Origin of the sequence: Streptomyces sp. enrichment culture, assembly GCF_964273145.1 — a bacterium.
In the GTDB taxonomy this organism is placed as follows: Bacteria; Actinomycetota; Actinomycetes; order Streptomycetales; family Streptomycetaceae; genus Streptomyces.
Map to the genome: position 1 here is coordinate 1814808 of NZ_OZ186873.1, position 15882 is coordinate 1830689.

The window sequence follows — 15882 nt, forward strand, 5'->3', positions numbered from 1 at the left end:
AGAGGCCAGGGAACCCTTGAAGGCAGCAGAAGCGGCGGAGCCGACGGGCACCTCGGAGCCCCCAGGCATCACGAGGCCCGCAGGCACCGCACACGCCGCGCCGCGCCTCGGACTGCGCGAGCGCAAGAAGCAGCGCACCCGGGACGCGCTGCTGCGGGCCGCCCTGGAACTGTTCACCGCGCGGGGGTACGAGCGGACGACCGTCGACGAGATAGCCGAGGCCGTCGACGTCTCCCAGCGCACCTTCTTCCGCTACTTCGCCAGCAAGGAGGAGGCCGCCTTCTTCGTGTCGCGGCTCGCGGAGGCGCGCTTCGTCGACGCGCTGCGCGCGCGGCCCGCGGACGAAACGCCGCTGGAGGCGCTGCGCCGGGCCCTCGCGGAGAGCTGGGAGTCCATCGGCGAGGCCATCGAGCAGCTGGTGCCGCTGGAGCTGCACATGCGCTTCTACCGGGTGATCGAGTCGACTCCCGCGCTGCTCGCCGCCCATCTGCGGCGCGCGGCGGAGCTGGAGGAGGAGATCGCGCGCGTCATCGCCGACCGCGAGGGCCTGGACGTGGACGCCGACCCGCGCCCGCGCGTGGCGGTGGCCGTCTTCGGCGCGGTGATACGTGTCACGGAGCGGATCTGGTCCGCGGGGGACGAGGCCACCCTGGGCGCCCTGCGCGACCTGACCTTCTCCTACCTGGACCAGGTGGAACCCGCGCTGACCGGGAGCTGGAGGACCGGGAGGCCCTGACCCCCTCCACGCGGTCGAAACGTGATCCGCGACACCCGGCGCACGCGAGACCGCCTCGTTCTCCTAGTGTGTCCTCCCAGTGACTTCCTTCGACGCCTCCCCGCACCTGCTCGCCACCTCCCCGCAGCCGAACCTCTGGCGGGCGCTGCTCGCCCTGGCCGTGGTGTTCGTGATGCTGGCGACCACCGGCTGGACCGCCCTGCGCACCGAGCGGGGGACCACGCCGCTCGCCGCCTCGGTCGGCGCCTGGGAGCACGGCCGGATCGACGGCCGCCGGCTGCCGGACGCGCAGGACGCCCCCGCCCGGCTGGCCCGTTTCTTCGCCTCCCTCACCGAGGGGCAGCGGGCGCACCTCGCCGGCCGCTACCCGCTCGCGGTCGGCAACATGAACGGCGCGCCCGCCGAGCTGCGCTACCGCGCCAACCGGATCGCGCTCGGCCGGGCCCGCGAGGCCGAGCTCACGCGCATGCGCGACAGCCGCCTCAGCCCGGCCGGGCAGCGGGAGGCGCGCGACCGCCTGCACCGCCTGGAGTCGCTGCTGGAGCCCGGGCGGCACATCCTGGCCTTCGATCCGGAGGGATCCGGCCGCGTCGCGGAGGTCTTCGGGGACCTGGGCCGCGCCGAGCGCGTGTCCGTGGTCGTCCCGGGCGTCGACACCGACCTGCTCACCTACCAGCGCGCCCGGCGCAAGTACACGGCGCCGGCCGGCATGGCCGAGGCGCTGTACGCGGCCGAGCGCAGGGCGAGCCCCTCGACCCGGACGGCCGTGATCGCCTGGGCCGACTACACCGCGCCCGGCGGGCTCGGCGTGGAGTCGGCCACGGTGATGCGCGCCGACGCCGGCGCCGTCCGGCTGGACGCGCTGGTGCGGGCGCTGCCCGGGGACGCGCCCGTCTCGCTGTTCTGCCACAGCTACGGTTCGGTGGTGTGCGGCCGGGCCGCCCCCACGCTGCCCGGCCGGGTGTCCGACATCGCGGTGGCCGGCAGCCCCGGCATGCGCGCCGCGAGCGCCGCCCGGCTGCGCACCCCGGCGCGGGTGTGGGCGATGCGGGACGCCGGCGACTGGATCCGGGACGTGCCGTACCTGGAGGTCGGCGGGTTCGGCCACGGCGCCGACCCGGTGTCGGCGGCGTTCGGGGCGCGGGTGCTGTCGGCGCGGGGCGCCGAGGGGCACAGCGGCTACTTCGTCCCGGGCACCCAGAGCCTGGCGAACTTCGCCGGGATCGGTGTCGGCGCGTACCACTCGGTCGTCTGCGCCGCGCAAGACGACGCCTGCCGGACGGATTTGTCCGCCGCGACGGCGGCCCGACGCGCGTAGAGACCGCAGGAACCGCGGCCTGCGCGAGGAGGGGACGGAAGAGCTGGTGCCGCATACGATGAGCCGCATGGGTGACGTACTGGCCGGATTTCATGCCGCCTGGGAGTTCGAGTCCGACTCCGTGCTCATCCGTTACGAACGGGGGATACGGACACCGAAGCTGCTGCAGGTGCTGGGGGAGCGCCGGATCCCCCTGGAGGCGCTCGCGGACGTCACGCTGACGCCCGGCAGACGCGGCACCGTGGTCCTGCGCGCCGAGCCGCGCCCCGGCGCCGATCCGCTGGTGGAGGCGGCGGCGGGACAGCTGAAGGAGGCGTGCGACCCGTACCGGCTGGTACTGCCCGCCGAGCGGGAGACGCTCGCCGAGTACTACGCCGACGAGCTGCGGGCGCTGCTGACGCGGAGCGGTCCGGCCGAGCGTCACCTGGTGGCCGCGCCCGATCCGCCGCTGCAGTTCAAGGCGTACGACGGGAAGGCGTCCTTCGACGGCGCGGCGGTGTCCTTCCGGTGGTTCTGGACGGGCGCCTCGTCGGCGAAGTGGAGGGCCGGCGACCAGAGGTTCGACGTCACCGAACTGGCCGGGGTGGAGTGGCGCTCGCCGGAGGTGTTCGAGGGGTATCTGCGGCTGCTGCGGCGCGAGGGGGCCGCGCCGCCCGCGCAGGCCGACCAGGACCCGGCCGCCGTGGTGTTCGGGCTCGGTTACGGGGCCGTGCACGAGTCGCTGCCGTTCGCCGCCGCCGTGCTGGCGGCGGTCCGGGACCGCGGCCCGGTGGCCGCGGTCCCGGTGGCGGCGGCCCGCCGCGACCCCGCCGACATCGCCGAGCGCATCCGTCACCTGGGCGAGCTGCACCAGGCGGGGCTGGTGACGGACGAGGAGTTCTCCGCCAAGAAGGCCCAGCTGCTGGCCGAGTTGTGAGCGGACGGCCGCGGGAGCGCGGCCGGCGGCCGTCCGCTCACTCCCGCCCCGCCGACGTGAACGCCATGTCCGCGTACCGGTCCCCCGCCACCTTGCCCGCGATCGGCTCCAGCAGCGCCAGCTCCTCCTCCGTCAGGACGATCCGCGTGGCCGCCGTGTTCTCCGCAACCCGCTCCGGCTTGCGGGTGCCCGGGATCGGCACCACCGGCAGACCGTGCACCGCCGCCCGCTGCTGCGCCCAGGCCAGCGCGATCTGCCCGGGGGTGGCGCCGTGGGCCTCGGCCACGGCCCGCACCGGCTGGAGCAGCGCCGCGTTGGCGGCGGCGTTGTCGCCGGTGAACCGGGGCTGCTGCCGGCGGAAGTCGTCGGCGGTCAGGTCCTTCTCGGCCTGGACGAACGACCCGGTGAGGAAGCCCCGGCCCAGCGGCGAGTACGGCACGAGGGCCACCCCCAGCTCACGGGCGGCCGGCACCACCCTCGCCTCGATGTCCCGGCTGAACAGCGACCACTCCGACTGCACGGCGGCGATCGGGTGCACGGCGTGCGCGGCCCGCAGCTCGTCGGCGGTGACCTCGCTCAGCCCGAGGTGCTTGACCTTGCCCTCGCGCACCAGCTCCGCCATGGTGCCGACGCTCTCCTCGATCGGCACGTTCACGTCGCGCCGGTGCATGTAGTAGAGGTCGATCACGTCGACGCCGAGGCGCTGCAGGCTGGCCTCGACGGCCCGGCGGATGTAGGGCGGGTCGTTGCGGACGATCCGCTTGGTCGGGTCGTCCGGCGGGATCGACAGGGCGAACTTGGTCGCGATGACGACCTCGTCGCGGTGCGCCCCGAAGAACGGCGCGAGGAACCGCTCGTTCTCCCCCGCCCCGTAGGCGTCCGCCGTGTCGTAGAGCGTGACGCCGAGTTCCAGCGCCCGTTCCAGGGTCGCCCGGGAGGCGCCGGCGTCCACGGGCCCGTAGGCGAAGCTCATGCCCATGCAGCCCAGGCCCTGGACGCCCACCTCGGGGCCGTTCGTGCCCAGCTTCACCGTCGTGATGGTGCTGTCCGTCATCGGGACCCCTCCGACGCCGGGGCCCGCCCGGCGTCCGCGTAGAAATCGATCTTCCGGTCGAGCACGGCGAGCGTGCCCTGGAGCTCGCTGATCCGGGCCAGCACGTCCTCCCGGGTCGCCCTCAGCAGGGCGAAGCGTTCGGCGTAGGTGTGGTCGCCCTCGCGCACGAGTTCGGCGTACCGCACCATGTCCGCGACCGGCATGCCGGTCAGCCGGAGCTTGCCGACCAGCTCGAGCCAGTCGAGGTCGCGGTTGCGGTAGCGGCGCTGGCCGGTGTGCGAGCGGTCGATGTGCGGCATCAGCCCGATCCGCTCGTACCAGCGCAGGGTGTGCGCCGACAGGCCGGTGAGGGCGGCGACCTCACTGATGGTGTACCTGTCCTGCCCGTCGGGACGCCGCTCGCCCCGGGGCGGTCCGGCGCAGCCGTCGGCCCGGGTGGTCGTGGTCTCCGTCACCGTCATGGCCCCAAAGCTAGAACCCTGGAGTGCGCTCCAAGCAAGCACCGGTGACGGGAAACGCGCGGGATCGCGCCCCCTCGACACGGCCGCGCCGGCGGGGCGCTTAGGCTCACGGGCATGTCCTTGAAGAGCCTTGCGTTGATCGAGAACTGGCCGGTTCCCGCCGCCGCGGCGGGCGTCGTACGCGCGGACGGCACGGTGGCGGGGGTGCACGGCCCGGCGGGGCGGCGGTTCCCGCTGGCCTCGGTCACCAAGCCGCTCGCGGCGTACGCGGCCCTCGTCGCCTACGAGGAGGGCGCGATCGAGCTGGACGAGCCCGCCGGGCCGCCCGGCGCGACCGTCCGCCACCTGCTCGCCCACACCTCCGGCCTCGCCTTCGACGAGCACCGGGCGACGGCGGCGCCCGGTGAGCGGCGACTGTACTCCAACGCCGGTTTCGAGCAGCTCGGCGACCACATCGCCAAGGCGACGGACATCCCGTTCGCCGAGTACCTGCGCCAGGCGGTGCTGGAGCCGCTGGGCATGACGTCCACCACGCTGGACGGCTCCCCCGCCAAGGACGGGGTGTCCACGGTGGAGGACCTGCTGCGGTTCGCCGCCGAGGTGCAGGCGCCGCGCCTGCTGGACGCGCGCACGGTCGCCGCCGCGATGACCGTGCAGTACCCGGGGACCAAGGGCGTCCTGCCGGGCTACGGCCACCAGAACCCCAACGACTGGGGCCTGGGCTTCGAGATCCGCGACGGCAAGTCCCCGCACTGGACGGGCACGTCGTCCTCGCCGCGCACGTTCGGGCACTTCGGGCAGTCGGGCACGTTCCTGTGGATCGACCCCGACGCGGGCCTCGCCTGCGTCGCCCTGACGGACCGGGCGTTCGGCCCCTGGGCGATCGAGGCGTGGCCGCCGTTCACGGACGCGGTCCTCGCCGAGGCGCGCCGGGACCTGCCCGGCGGATCGCGGCGGGAGCCGTGAACGGGGCGTGATCCGGTGCCGGCGCCGTGGGAGGGGCAGGGGCGTCCGCCGTGCCGCGCGGCCACGGCGCGCGAGCCCACGGGCCGGCGGGCGTGAGCGCCCGCGCTCCCCGCGGCGGACCGCGCGGGCGCTCACGCGGCGGGGCGCCGCGCGTACACCTCCATCTCGATCCTCATCCGGGGGTCGGCGAGACCGCACACGAGCATGGTGGCCGCCGGCCTCACCTCGCCGAAGGCACGGCGCAGCACCGGCCAGCAGGGCTCGAAGTCCTCGCGGTCGGGCAGCAGGTAGCGCACCCGCACCACGTCGGCGAAGGTGCACCCCGCCTCGGCCAGCGCGGCCCCGATGTTGCGCAGGCACTGCTCCGCCTGCTCCACCACGTCGTCGGAGATCGTCATGGTGGTGTAGTCGAACCCGGTCGTCCCCGACACGTGCACCCAGTCGCCGTCGACCACGGCACGGGCGTAGCCGATTCGCTCCTCGAAGGTCGAGCCGCTGAGGATCGCACGTCGCTCCGTCATGCGCCGAACTCTAGGCGACCGGCCCGATAGGGACTGCTGCAGGGTTGAGTGACACCTGACCTGGCTTGCTGAGAGGCGGCCGTGAAGATGTTGCAGTGCTCAAGCCGCATCCGAAGGAGTTCGCGAGGACGTCGTGCGGGTCGCGCGCAACCGTGAGGGTGATCGACGCCGCAAGCTCCGCCCCTCTCAGCGGGCCCTGGTCGCGCTGGTGTACCTGCGTGAGCACACCACCCTCGCCAAGATCGCCGCCGAATTCAGCATCAGCGAGGCCACCGTACATGCCTACGTACACAGCGTCACCGAGCACCTGGCCGCCAAGGCACCCTCGCTGCTGCGTGCTCTGCGCCGGGTCAAATTCGACCACGTCTTGGTCGACAGCACCATCGCCGAGTGCAATAGGGCCGGGGACTGGAGGGCCGACTACTCCGGCAAGGCCCGCCGCCACGGAGTGAACATCCAGGCCATCACCGATCCCTCGGGCCGACTGGTCTGATACTCACCCGTGCTGCCCGGCAGGAACGTGGACGTCACCGCCGCCCGCATCCACTACATCGTCACCGTATGCGAACGCCTACGGATCCCGGCCCTGGCGGACAAGGCCTACGAAGGAGCCGGCAGCACCCTCCGCACACCGTTCAAACGGCACTGCGGACGCGAGCCCACCATCCACCAGGCATCCTTCAACCGCGTACACGCTCGCCTGCGCAGCCCGGTCGAGCGCGCCTTCGCCCAGCTCAAGCAACGGCGGATCCTCCGTCGGGCGCGCTGCAGCCCCAACCGGCCCACGTCAGCGGTTCAAGCCGTCCTCACGCTGGAACAGCACCGCTGAAGAAGCTCACTGAGCCTCTTTCGTCCTGAATAGCCGCAGGTCAACAGCGTATGGATGGCTTGGACGGCGCGGCTGATGCGACGGGTGGAGCAACGTGCTCTGCGCATGATGTGCCAGGACTTGAGTCGGGCGAAGGCCAGTTCGCCGGGGGCGTGGAGTCGGGCGTGGTCGCGGTTGAACTGCTGATAGTGCTCAGGCTGCTCGCTGTGGTGGTAGTGCGGGGTGTGGAAGGTGGCGCCGGCGCCCTGGTGGGCGCGGTCCGTGAGGACGAGGATCTGCCGAGTCAGGCAGGCCTGAACGATGCCGTGGGCACGGGCCGCAGGCAAGTCGTGGGTGCGGTCGGGTGTCGCGCGGGAGAACCACGGATCCGCAAGGCCCGCTGCAGCCCGAACCGGATCAGCCGGACCGTCACCGCCGTTCACGCCCTTGAGACCGCCTGGCGATCAGGATGGGAAGGGTTCATTGATGCTCCACCGCCGCTTGGCCCGCGACTGCGAGATCCTGCCCGCCCGCTCCGAAGTCATGATTCACCTCGCCATGACCGACCTCATGGCCCGTTGCCTCACAGCGAGGACACCTTATCCTGGCGCGACCCCGAAAATTTACACCACTCAGAGGTTCCGAGATGAAAAAACAGGAAAAAAACGACCTCTTACCAAGAGGGCGACCTTCCCGAACTCCTCAACTCCGTCGACTTCGAGAGGTGGAAAGTGTGGACCGAGGAGGAGAATTCAGCATTTGTCGCTTGGGAGTCGCCGCCGACGTCCCCAGCAGCGCCGGGCGGCACCTGACTGTTCATCTAGGGGCGCCATCAGGGCACCGCCCTGTGAGGACGAAGGCGAGCGGATGACAACGTCCGTCGGCAACAAGGTGGAACTTCGTGGTCAGTCCGCCTCAGGTGGCGTCCGAAGGCATGGTCGGTCGGCTCGCCTGCCGAGTTTCCTTTGACAAGCCCCGACGGTGTGCTGGTACGCACGAACGATCGTGGAGTCGACGGCAACGACCTAACCACGAATGAGACCATGATCACATGGTCATATATATATTTACTCAGCGTGGCCACTAGGGTTTGATCTGGTCGTCAACCTCAACCCGGTGTACAGGAAGGCTATTTGATGACCGGTTCAACGATCGCCCGCGCAGGCAAGCGCGCCATGATCATCGGTATGGCGGCGGCAGCAGCAGCTGTCGGCGTTCTCGCGGTGCCCGCCCAGGCGTCATCCTGGTCCAGCTACCTCACCAATGCCGGAAATGACTTCGAGTCACGTCGCTGGACCGACAACGGCGGCTCCACAACGATCAAGTTCACCAGCTGCAAAAGAGACGGCACGCAAGCCGTCGGTGTGATGCTGCGTAAGGACACCATCGGGCCCGACCCGAAGTACGCCAACGCGAGCTTCACCAACTGCTTCAATCCCGGCGCCACGTCAACCGGCAACTGGGATGACCACGGCAGTGGCGACTACTACTTCGTCGTCGATTACGGGACCAATATGTACGCCCCCGTGTCGGTCTCTTCGCTGACCGTCTACTACTGATCGGTAATTCGCCGGGCCCCGCCACACACCGTGTTACGGGGCCCGGCGCGCAGAAAGGCCCTCCATGACTCTCACCTTCCGCGAGTGCACCTTCCGCTACCGGGGAGGTGATGACGTCATCCAGAGCCTCGATCTGGCTTTCACCTCCGGAGCCACCGTCCTCCTCGGACCCAATGGAGCAGGCAAGAGCACACTGCTGTCGCTCGGGGCGAGCGCACTGCGCCCACAGTCCGGAGACGTGACATTCGACGGCCTGAGCGCGTGGAACCGCAAGCAGTCCGCGGCCTACCGCGCAGCAGTGGCATGGCTCCCGCAGAAGCCGTCGTTCCTCCCAGGGATGACCTGCCGCCAGCACGTCACCTACGCGGGATGGCTCAAGGGCATGAAACAGCGCGACGCGTCGAACGCGTCCGGCGAGGCACTGGAGCGGGTAGGCCTTGCTAAGCAAGCGGACCGGAAGGTCAGCGATTTGTCCGGCGGGCAGCAGCAGCGTGTCGCAATCGCTCAGGCCCTCGTCCACCGCGCCAAGGTCCTGCTCCTTGACGAACCCACTGTAGGACTCGACCCGAAACAGCGCAGATCGTTCCTCCAACTCATCGCATCACTGCGGAACGAAACACATGTGATCGTCTCCACCCATGACATCGCCGACATAAGCGACGTCTTTAGTGACGTCGTAGTACTCCATGGGGGAAAGGTCCTGTTCAGTGGATCCGTTCCTTCGTTCCTCGCCCATTCGGGCACCCAGATCCACTCGGAACGCGCCGCGGAAGACGCCTACACCGCTGTCCTCGAAGGAGGAACCCGGTGATCATCTGGCAACAGCTGCGGCGTTCGTCGGCCCCATGGGTCGCCCTACCGGCAGCCCTGTTCGTATACCTGTACATGCAGAGTGCGGTATCCACCGTCCCATCACACTATGGGATTGAGTCGGGCGAGAGCACGATCTACGCTCTGGCCACGATCGCCCCGGCCGTCGCCGCATGCGCCGCATGGGACTCGGGGCGCATGCGGTCCGTGCGCCACATGCTGACCACATCCGCACGGTCACGATGGTCGCTGATATTGTTCATCAGTGCTCCCGCCGCCGCACTGGAAGCTGTACTTCTCGTGCTCGCCGTCGTCCTGGCACGGATCAACACCGGAGTATTCCCCTCCAGTGCCGGATGGACCGCACTGGCCCACGTGATCGTCATCCCCGCCGAGTGGGCCGTGATCGGTTGGTACGTCGGCGGGCGTCTCCCCAGAAGTATTGCCGCACCAGTAGCAGCAGCCCTGTGCTGGGCCTGGCTGACGATGCCACATGCCATGTCCAACGCATGGCTGAGACACCTCGGTGGATTCATCGACGGAACATCCACCATTACCGATGTCCACCGGCCCGAAATCTACTTCGTGCCATGGATCTTCACTGGCTGCCTTATAGCCGTCGCATGGCTCCTCACCCGTACCGGATCACGCCGTATCTTCCTCCCCGCCGGCGCAGTTGCCGCCGCCGCCGCACTCCTCGCCGGACACGCCGCAGTCAGCGGATGGGGCTACGGCAACCCGGCAACCGTCCGTGCCGTTGATTCCGTATGCTCCGGAACCGCCCCGCAGATCTGCGTTCCACCGGAGTACCGTTCCTACATTCCACAGATCCGCCACAGCACCCAAGGTCCGCTCAGCGCGCTGGTCGCCGCCGGCGTCACACAGCCGAAGCGTATGGAAATCCTTTCACCGTCAGTGAAGCTCGCACCGGGCGTATGGCGACTGCACTGGGCACTCCCTGCCGCCCGCCCGCAAGCCGCATACCACACGGCCGCCGATATCATGGCAATATCGGCTGTCGAGGGAACCGCGGCCCAGCATGGAAAACAGCCATGCGGAGGCCCGTCCGCTCCAGAACTCGTATGGGCCACTGCCGTTGCCGGTAATAAGGATGAGGCACGCAAGAGAACCGATCCGCAGTTGTGGGGACTGGTAGGTCCTGTCCTCGACAAGCCGGTGAAGCAGCAGTCCGCTTGGTTCACGCAGCAGGTCCTCAACCATGCCTGTACAGTACAGGGGGCGCGGTGAGGCTCTATGTGACAGCAGTGCGGAAGTGGTGGTCTGCAGCTGGAGCAATCATCCTGATGGCAGTGGTATGCCAGCTCTCGGGAACGAGCAGTATCGAGTTGCCCGCTCTCAACGGAAGTGGCGTCGCGCCCTTGGCCTACTTCACTCCTTTGCTGGTGTCTTCCACGGTCCTGTACTGCCTCAACCGACGAGCCGATCACATCGAGCGGACCGCTGCAGTGCCTGTCGCCGTGATCGATGCGGCATTCATAGCCTCCGTATTCATCCTGTGTCTGGCAGCTGGTTTCATCACAGGCTTCGACACCGCCCGCAACGTAATGCTGCTGACCTGCGCCGGTCTCCTGATCGCCCAGGTGGGCAACAGCGCATCAGGTATCGCCACGGGCATGATGCTGATGATCGCTAGCATCGTCGCGGGACGTGGCCCGGCAGGAAGCCACGCTTGGTGGGCTGTGGTCCTGTACCCGTCGAACAGTGTCCCTGCGTGGTCTCTGACTGCGGTACTGCTGGTAGCCGCAGGCATCCGTTCCGTCAAAGCCTCCGGGAAGCCGTAGCCTTCCCTCCGGGGCCAACCGGAGCCGTGATGGGCCCTGCAGGCCCGCTCCAGCCGAGCCTTTGTCGCCCAGCCGCCGACTCTGGGCAGACCGTGAGCCGGCCGGAGTCGGCGTCATGCGCCACGGCGACGGGCCCGGCGGGCTCACAGGCGACGGTCGCCCACCACTCGCGCAGCGTCGCGCCAGCGGCCGGGAGTTCCACGCACGCTCGGTGATCAGCGCTCAGATCGCTCCGCCCTGAGCCTTACCGACCCTCTGAGGGTCGTGCATACAACTCCACCATTCGCGGCGGTGTTTGGAGTGCCGAGCGAGGGTGGGCCGCTAACTGATCATTTCAGAATGAGTTCGGCTCAGGGCTTGGCGATTGGGCTGGTGGGCGGCAGAGCTCCGAGGATGTCGGATGATCTTGTGCCTGATGATCTGTGGGACCGTGTCGCCCCGCTGCTTCCGCCTCGCCCGTCGCGGCGTCGGCGGTGTCCGGGCCGGCTGCCGGCGGATGACCGGGCAGCCCTGCGCGGGATCGTCTACGTCCTGCGCACGGGTGTGAACTGGGCGGACGTGCCGACCGAGACGATCGGCCGCAGCGGGGTGACGTGCCGGCCCCGCCTGCACGCCATCCTCCTCACGGAACTCCGCAGGACGGGCCTGCTGGACATGGGTGACCCCGCGGTCGACGCCTCACACGTCCGGGCCCTCAAAGGGGGCTCACACCGGACCTTCGCCGATCGACTGCGGCCGCCTCGGCACCAAGCACCACCTGATCACTGACCGGCGCGGAACGCCCCCTTGCGGTGTCACTGACCGGCGGAATCCGACTTGCCTACAGCATCCTCCGCTTGCGACGACTGCGAACCTCATTCTGAAACGATCGGTTAGGCGGTCATCTCCCACACCAGCACCTCGGCGTCCGTCACACCGGCCGCCTCCACGCCCCGCGCCCCGGTGATGCGCGCCGCGTCCCCGGGGCCCAGTTCGGTGCCTGCCAGCCGTACCGTCCCGCGGACGACGTGGACGTACACGTACGCCGCGTCCGGCACCGCCCACCGCCACCCCGCCCCCGGCCGGCGCACGTGCAGGACCGCGCCGGCCTCCGGGACGGCGTAGGGGGCGGCGTCGGCGAGGCCGCGGACGACCTCGTAGCGCGGGTCGCCGTCCGCCTCCCGCGGGGCCAGCCACATCTGGACGAAGGTCAGGGGCGCGTCCCCGTCGTTGCGCTCCACGTGCCGCACCCCGCCCGCCGCGCTGAGCCGCTGCACGTCGCCGGGGCGCACGACCGTCTCGTGCCCGGTGCTGTCCCGGTGGGTCAGCTCGCCCTCCACCACCCACGTGACGATCTCGGTGTGGCGGTGCGGGTGCTCGTCGAAGCCCGCGCCGGGGGCGAGCCGCTCCTCGTTGCAGGCGATCAGGGCGCCGAAGCGCAGGTTCCCGGGGTCGTAGTGGGGGCCGAAGGAGAAGGCGTGCCGGGTCTCGATGCCGGCTTCCGCCTCGCCCCCCGGATAGCGCTCGTCGGCGCGGCGTACGTCGATCACGGCGTCCACCGTAGACCCGGCGGCACGGACCGCCGCCCGGATGAGGCAGTCTTGTCCCGTGCCCGAACCCGAGACCAGCAGGCCCGTACCCGCCCCGCACCCCGCCCATCCGCACACCGCGACCCTGAGGCGGCTGGAGCAGTCCTCCGGCTCCCTCGCCGCGCAGGCGATCACGCGGATGGACGAGACGCTGCCCTGGTACCGGGCCATGCCCCCGGAGCACCGTTCCTGGATCGGGCTGGTCGCCCAGGCGGGCATCGCCGCCTTCACCGAGTGGTTCCGGCACCCGGAGGCCCCGCAGGCCATCTCCACCGACGTCTTCGGCACCGCGCCGCGCGAACTGACCCGGGCCATCACCCTGCGGCAGACCGTGGAGATGGTGCGGACCACGATCGAGGTCATGGAGTCCGCGATCGACGAGGTCGCCGCCCCCGGGGACGAGGCGGTGCTGCGCGAGGCGCTGCTGGTGTACGCCCGCGAGATCGCCTTCGCCACCGCGCAGGTGTACGCCCAGGCCGCCGAGGCACGCGGTGCCTGGGACGCGCGGCTGGAGTCCCTCGTGGTGAACGCGGTGCTGAGCGGGGAGGCCGACGAGGGGGCGGTGTCCCGGGCCGCCGCGCTGGGCTGGAACTCCCCGGAGCACGTGTGCGTGGTGCTGGGCACGGCACCCGACGGCGACTCGGAGCTGACCGTGGAGGCGATCCGGCGGGCCGCCCGGCACGCCAAGCTCCAGGTGCTGACCGGGGTGCTCGGGGACCGGCTCGTCGTCGTCGCGGGCGGCAGCGACAACCCCCTCGCCGTCGCGAAGTCGCTGATCGGGCCGTTCGCACAGGGCCCGGTCGTCGCCGGGCCCGTCGTGCCGGACCTGCAGGCCGCGACCCGGTCCGCGCAGGCCGCCGCGGCCGGGCTGAAGGCGTGCTCGGCGTGGCAGGACGCCCCGCGGCCGGTGCTCGCGGACGATCTGCTGCCGGAGCGCGCGATCGCCGGAGACCCCTCGGCCCGCGAGCAGTTGGTGGAGGAGATCTACAGACCGCTGGAGGAGGCCGGGGCCGCGCTGCTGGAGACGCTGAGCGTCTACCTGGAGCAGGCGAGCAGTCTGGAGGGGGCCGCCAGGATGCTGTTCGTCCACCCCAACACCGTGCGCTACCGGCTCCGACGTGTGACTGACGTCACCGGCTGGTCGCCCTCCGATGTACGCTCGGCGTTCACGCTGCGGATCGCGCTGATCCTGGGGCGCCTGGCCGATGGGGATGCGCAAACCTAGTCTTTTGTCGGGGATCCACAAAACCCCTTCGTGTTCTTCGTCCCTGTCCCCACGGGCGGCCGCGGCCGTCCCCAAGAGAGAGTGTGAGAGTGCTCGTACTCGTCGCTCCCGGCCAGGGCGCCCAGACGCCCGGCTTCCTGACTGAATGGCTCGAACTGCCCGGTGCCGCCGACCGCGTCGCCGCGTGGTCGGACGCCATCGGACTCGATCTCGTCCACTACGGCACGAAGGCCGACGCGGAGGAGATCCGCGACACCGCCGTCGCCCAGCCGCTGCTCGTCGCCGCCGGGATCCTCTCGGCCGCGGCACTCGGTGACATCCGGCCGGGCGCGGTCGCGGGCCACAGCGTCGGCGAGATCACCGCCGCCGCCTTCGCGGGCGTCCTCGACGACACCACCGCGCTGTCCCTCGTGCGCAAGCGGGGCCTGGCCATGGCCGAGGCCGCCGCGGTCACCGAGACCGGCATGTCGGCGCTGCTCGGCGGCGACCCCGAGGTGAGCGTCGCGCACCTGAAGAAGCTGGGCCTGACCCCGGCGAACATGAACGGCGCGGGCCAGATCGTCGCGGCCGGCACCCTGGAGCAGCTCGCCGCGCTCAACGAGGACAAGCCCGAGGGCGTCCGCAAGGTCGTCCCGCTGAAGGTCGCCGGCGCCTTCCACACCCACCACATGGCGCCCGCCGTGGAGAAGCTGTCCGAGGCCGCCAAGGCACTCGCGCCCGCCGACCCGGAGGTCACCTACGTCTCCAACCGGGACGGGCAGGCCGTCGCCTCCGGGGCCGAGGTACTCGACCGCCTGGTCGGCCAGGTCGCCAACCCGGTCCGCTGGGACCTGTGCATGGAGACCTTCAAGGAGCTCGGCGTCACCGCCCTGATCGAGGTGTGCCCCGGCGGCACCCTCACCGGGCTGGCCAAGCGGGCGCTGCCCGGCGTGCGGACGCTGGCCCTGAAGACCCCCGCCGACCTCGACGCCGCTCGCGAGCTCGTCGCCGAGGCGTCAACACCTGCCGCTGACGCGGCGGGCGCCTGACAAGGAGCCCGAGAATCATGTCGAAGATCAAGCCCAGCAAGGGCGCCCCGTACGCGCGCATCCTCGGGGTCGGCGGCTACCGCCCGACCCGGGTGGTGCCCAACGAGGTGATCCTGGAGCGGATCGACTCGTCCGACGAGTGGATCCGCTCCCGCTCAGGCATCGAGACCCGGCACTGGGCGGGCCCCGAGGAGACCGTCGCCGCCATGTCCATCGAGGCGGCCGGCAAGGCGATCGCGGACGCGGGGATCGACGCCCACCAGATCGGTGCCGTCGTCGTCTCGACCGTGTCGCACTTCAGCCAGACCCCGGCCGTCGCCACCGAGATCGCCGACAAGCTGGGCACGGACAAGGCCGCCGCGTTCGACATCTCGGCGGGCTGCGCGGGCTTCGGCTACGGGCTGACGCTGGCCAAGGGCATGATCGTCGAGGGCTCGGCCGAGTACGTGCTCGTGATCGGCGTCGAGCGGCTCAGCGACCTGACCGACCTGGAGGACCGGGCCACCGCCTTCCTCTTCGGCGACGGCGCGGGCGCGGTCGTGGTCGGCCCCTCGCAGGAGCCGGCGATCGGCCCGACGGTCTGGGGCTCGGAGGGCGACAAGTCCGAGACGATCAAGCAGACCGTGCCCTGGGACCGCTTCAGGATCGGCGACGTCGCCGAACTGCCCCTGGACCGCGAGGGCAACGTGAAGTTTCCTGCGATCACGCAGGAGGGCCAGGCGGTGTTCCGCTGGGCCGTGTTCGAGATGGCGAAGGTCGCCCAGCAGGCGCTGGACGCGGCCGGAATCACCCCGGACGACCTGGACGTCTTCATCCCGCACCAGGCCAACGTGCGGATCATCGACTCGATGGTGAAGACGCTGAAACTGCCGGAGCACGTCACGGTCGCCCGTGACATCCGCACCACCGGCAACACCTCGGCCGCCTCGATCCCGCTCGCGATGGAGCGGCTCCTGGCGACCGGCGAGGCGAAGAGCGGCGACACCGCGCTCGTCATCGGCTTCGGGGCGGGTCTCGTCTACGCCGCTACGGTCGTTACCCTCCCTTAGGCACTTTCGTACCGGATCATTCGGTCCGGTGCGGGAAACCCGCGCCCCCTGCCGCTGACGC

General features: G+C 70.4%; 15 protein-coding genes and 3 pseudogenes. 13 read left to right on the forward strand and 5 right to left on the reverse strand.

The annotated features are described in order from the left end of the window. The first annotated feature begins 67 nt into the window (after window positions 1-67). The 3 genes from ACSU6Z_RS08255 to ACSU6Z_RS08265 all read left to right on the forward strand — a co-directional run bounded on the left by ACSU6Z_RS08255 (window position 68) and on the right by ACSU6Z_RS08265 (window position 2970). Window positions 68-736 carry a TetR family transcriptional regulator gene (locus tag ACSU6Z_RS08255; RefSeq protein WP_437050229.1) on the forward strand — a complete coding sequence of 223 codons (669 nt, stop codon included), beginning with the start codon at window positions 68-70 and terminating at the stop codon, window positions 734-736. A gap of 79 nt (window positions 737-815) precedes the next feature. Further along, window positions 816-2054: an alpha/beta hydrolase gene (locus ACSU6Z_RS08260; RefSeq protein WP_437044293.1), complete on the forward strand. Its 1239-nt coding sequence runs from the start codon at window positions 816-818 to the stop codon at window positions 2052-2054. Window positions 2055-2112: 58 nt separating this feature from the next. Next, window positions 2113-2970, forward strand: a complete 858-nt coding sequence (locus ACSU6Z_RS08265; RefSeq protein WP_437050230.1) for a DUF4429 domain-containing protein — start codon at window positions 2113-2115, stop codon at window positions 2968-2970. Between the two features lie 37 nt (window positions 2971-3007). On the opposite strand, the gene ACSU6Z_RS08270 is transcribed toward ACSU6Z_RS08265, so the two are convergent. Together ACSU6Z_RS08270 and ACSU6Z_RS08275 are read right to left on the reverse strand one after the other, a co-directional pair. After that, window positions 3008-4024 carry an aldo/keto reductase gene (locus ACSU6Z_RS08270; RefSeq protein ID WP_437044294.1) on the reverse strand — a complete coding sequence of 339 codons (1017 nt, stop codon included), beginning with the start codon at window positions 4022-4024 and terminating at the stop codon, window positions 3008-3010. Continuing rightward, entirely contained in the window at window positions 4021-4485 is a 465-nt protein-coding gene (locus ACSU6Z_RS08275) for a MerR family transcriptional regulator (protein WP_437044295.1), read from the reverse strand. The genes ACSU6Z_RS08270 and ACSU6Z_RS08275 overlap by 4 nt, the downstream gene beginning before the upstream one ends. Before the next feature lie 114 nt (window positions 4486-4599). Here ACSU6Z_RS08275 and ACSU6Z_RS08280 point away from each other — a divergent pair, with 114 nt between their 5' ends. Further along, window positions 4600-5451, forward strand: coding sequence for a serine hydrolase domain-containing protein (locus ACSU6Z_RS08280; protein WP_437044296.1), 852 nt, complete (start codon window positions 4600-4602; stop codon window positions 5449-5451). Between the two features lie 131 nt (window positions 5452-5582). On the opposite strand, the gene ACSU6Z_RS08285 is transcribed toward ACSU6Z_RS08280, so the two are convergent. Then, complete coding sequence (locus ACSU6Z_RS08285) at window positions 5583-5972, reverse strand: RidA family protein (protein ID WP_437044298.1); 390 nt, start codon at window positions 5970-5972, stop codon at window positions 5583-5585. A gap of 133 nt (window positions 5973-6105) precedes the next feature. Here ACSU6Z_RS08285 and ACSU6Z_RS08290 point away from each other — a divergent pair. Next, a pseudogene (locus ACSU6Z_RS08290) lies at window positions 6106-6801 on the forward strand (transposase family protein). Here the strand turns inward: ACSU6Z_RS08290 and ACSU6Z_RS08295 are convergent. Further along, window positions 6768-7163: pseudogene (locus tag ACSU6Z_RS08295) on the reverse strand (transposase family protein); the annotation flags it as partial. The pseudogenes ACSU6Z_RS08290 and ACSU6Z_RS08295 sit on opposite strands and share 34 nt — an antisense overlap. 753 nt (window positions 7164-7916) lie before the next feature. Between ACSU6Z_RS08295 and ACSU6Z_RS08300 the strand changes: the two are divergent. From ACSU6Z_RS08300 to ACSU6Z_RS08320, 5 genes and pseudogenes are all read left to right on the forward strand, one after another. Beyond that, a complete protein-coding gene (locus ACSU6Z_RS08300) occupies window positions 7917-8339 on the forward strand; it encodes a hypothetical protein (protein ID WP_437044299.1) in 423 nt (140 codons plus the stop codon). A 64-nt stretch (window positions 8340-8403) separates the two neighbouring features. Then, window positions 8404-9150, forward strand: coding sequence for an ABC transporter ATP-binding protein (locus ACSU6Z_RS08305; RefSeq protein ID WP_437044300.1), 747 nt, complete (start codon window positions 8404-8406; stop codon window positions 9148-9150). Then, window positions 9147-10397 (forward strand): DUF7224 domain-containing protein, encoded by a 1251-nt coding sequence (locus ACSU6Z_RS08310; protein WP_437044301.1) that lies wholly within the window; start codon window positions 9147-9149, stop codon window positions 10395-10397. Before ACSU6Z_RS08305 ends, ACSU6Z_RS08310 begins: the two co-directional genes overlap by 4 nt. Beyond that, window positions 10394-10951 (forward strand): hypothetical protein, encoded by a 558-nt coding sequence (locus tag ACSU6Z_RS08315; RefSeq protein WP_437044302.1) that lies wholly within the window; start codon window positions 10394-10396, stop codon window positions 10949-10951. Before ACSU6Z_RS08310 ends, ACSU6Z_RS08315 begins: the two co-directional genes overlap by 4 nt. A gap of 393 nt (window positions 10952-11344) precedes the next feature. Further along, window positions 11345-11766, forward strand: a pseudogene (locus ACSU6Z_RS08320) (transposase); the annotation flags it as partial. A gap of 57 nt (window positions 11767-11823) precedes the next feature. Here ACSU6Z_RS08320 and ACSU6Z_RS08325 read toward each other — a convergent pair. After that, window positions 11824-12489, reverse strand: a complete 666-nt coding sequence (locus ACSU6Z_RS08325; protein ID WP_437044304.1) for a pirin family protein — start codon at window positions 12487-12489, stop codon at window positions 11824-11826. Between the two features lie 49 nt (window positions 12490-12538). Here ACSU6Z_RS08325 and fasR point away from each other — a divergent pair, with 49 nt between their 5' ends. The 3 genes from fasR (at window position 12539) to ACSU6Z_RS08340 (ending at window position 15821) form a co-directional block, all read left to right on the forward strand. Further along, a complete protein-coding gene (fasR, locus tag ACSU6Z_RS08330) occupies window positions 12539-13744 on the forward strand; it encodes a fatty acid biosynthesis transcriptional regulator FasR (RefSeq protein ID WP_437044305.1) in 1206 nt (401 codons plus the stop codon). 89 nt (window positions 13745-13833) lie between these two features. Beyond that, complete coding sequence (locus ACSU6Z_RS08335) at window positions 13834-14772, forward strand: ACP S-malonyltransferase (RefSeq protein ID WP_437044306.1); 939 nt, start codon at window positions 13834-13836, stop codon at window positions 14770-14772. A 17-nt stretch (window positions 14773-14789) separates the two neighbouring features. After that, window positions 14790-15821, forward strand: coding sequence for a ketoacyl-ACP synthase III (locus ACSU6Z_RS08340; protein WP_437044307.1), 1032 nt, complete (start codon window positions 14790-14792; stop codon window positions 15819-15821). The last annotated feature ends 61 nt before the right edge of the window (window positions 15822-15882 follow it).

What these genes read in the sequence shown, in the direction of transcription:
- ACSU6Z_RS08305 (WP_437044300.1), top strand. Translation starts at nt 8,404, where the DNA reads ATGACTCTCACCTTCCGCGAGTGCACCTTCCGCTACCGGGGAGGTGAT.
- ACSU6Z_RS08280 (WP_437044296.1), top strand. Translation starts at nt 4,600, where the DNA reads ATGTCCTTGAAGAGCCTTGCGTTGATCGAGAACTGGCCGGTTCCCGCC.
- ACSU6Z_RS08300 (WP_437044299.1), top strand. Translation starts at nt 7,917, where the DNA reads ATGACCGGTTCAACGATCGCCCGCGCAGGCAAGCGCGCCATGATCATC.
- ACSU6Z_RS08285 (WP_437044298.1), bottom strand. Translation starts at nt 5,972, where the DNA reads ATGACGGAGCGACGTGCGATCCTCAGCGGCTCGACCTTCGAGGAGCGA.
- ACSU6Z_RS08270 (WP_437044294.1), bottom strand. Translation starts at nt 4,024, where the DNA reads ATGACGGACAGCACCATCACGACGGTGAAGCTGGGCACGAACGGCCCC.
- ACSU6Z_RS08265 (WP_437050230.1), top strand. Translation starts at nt 2,113, where the DNA reads ATGAGCCGCATGGGTGACGTACTGGCCGGATTTCATGCCGCCTGGGAG.
- ACSU6Z_RS08275 (WP_437044295.1), bottom strand. Translation starts at nt 4,485, where the DNA reads ATGACGGTGACGGAGACCACGACCACCCGGGCCGACGGCTGCGCCGGA.
- ACSU6Z_RS08340 (WP_437044307.1), top strand. Translation starts at nt 14,790, where the DNA reads ATGTCGAAGATCAAGCCCAGCAAGGGCGCCCCGTACGCGCGCATCCTC.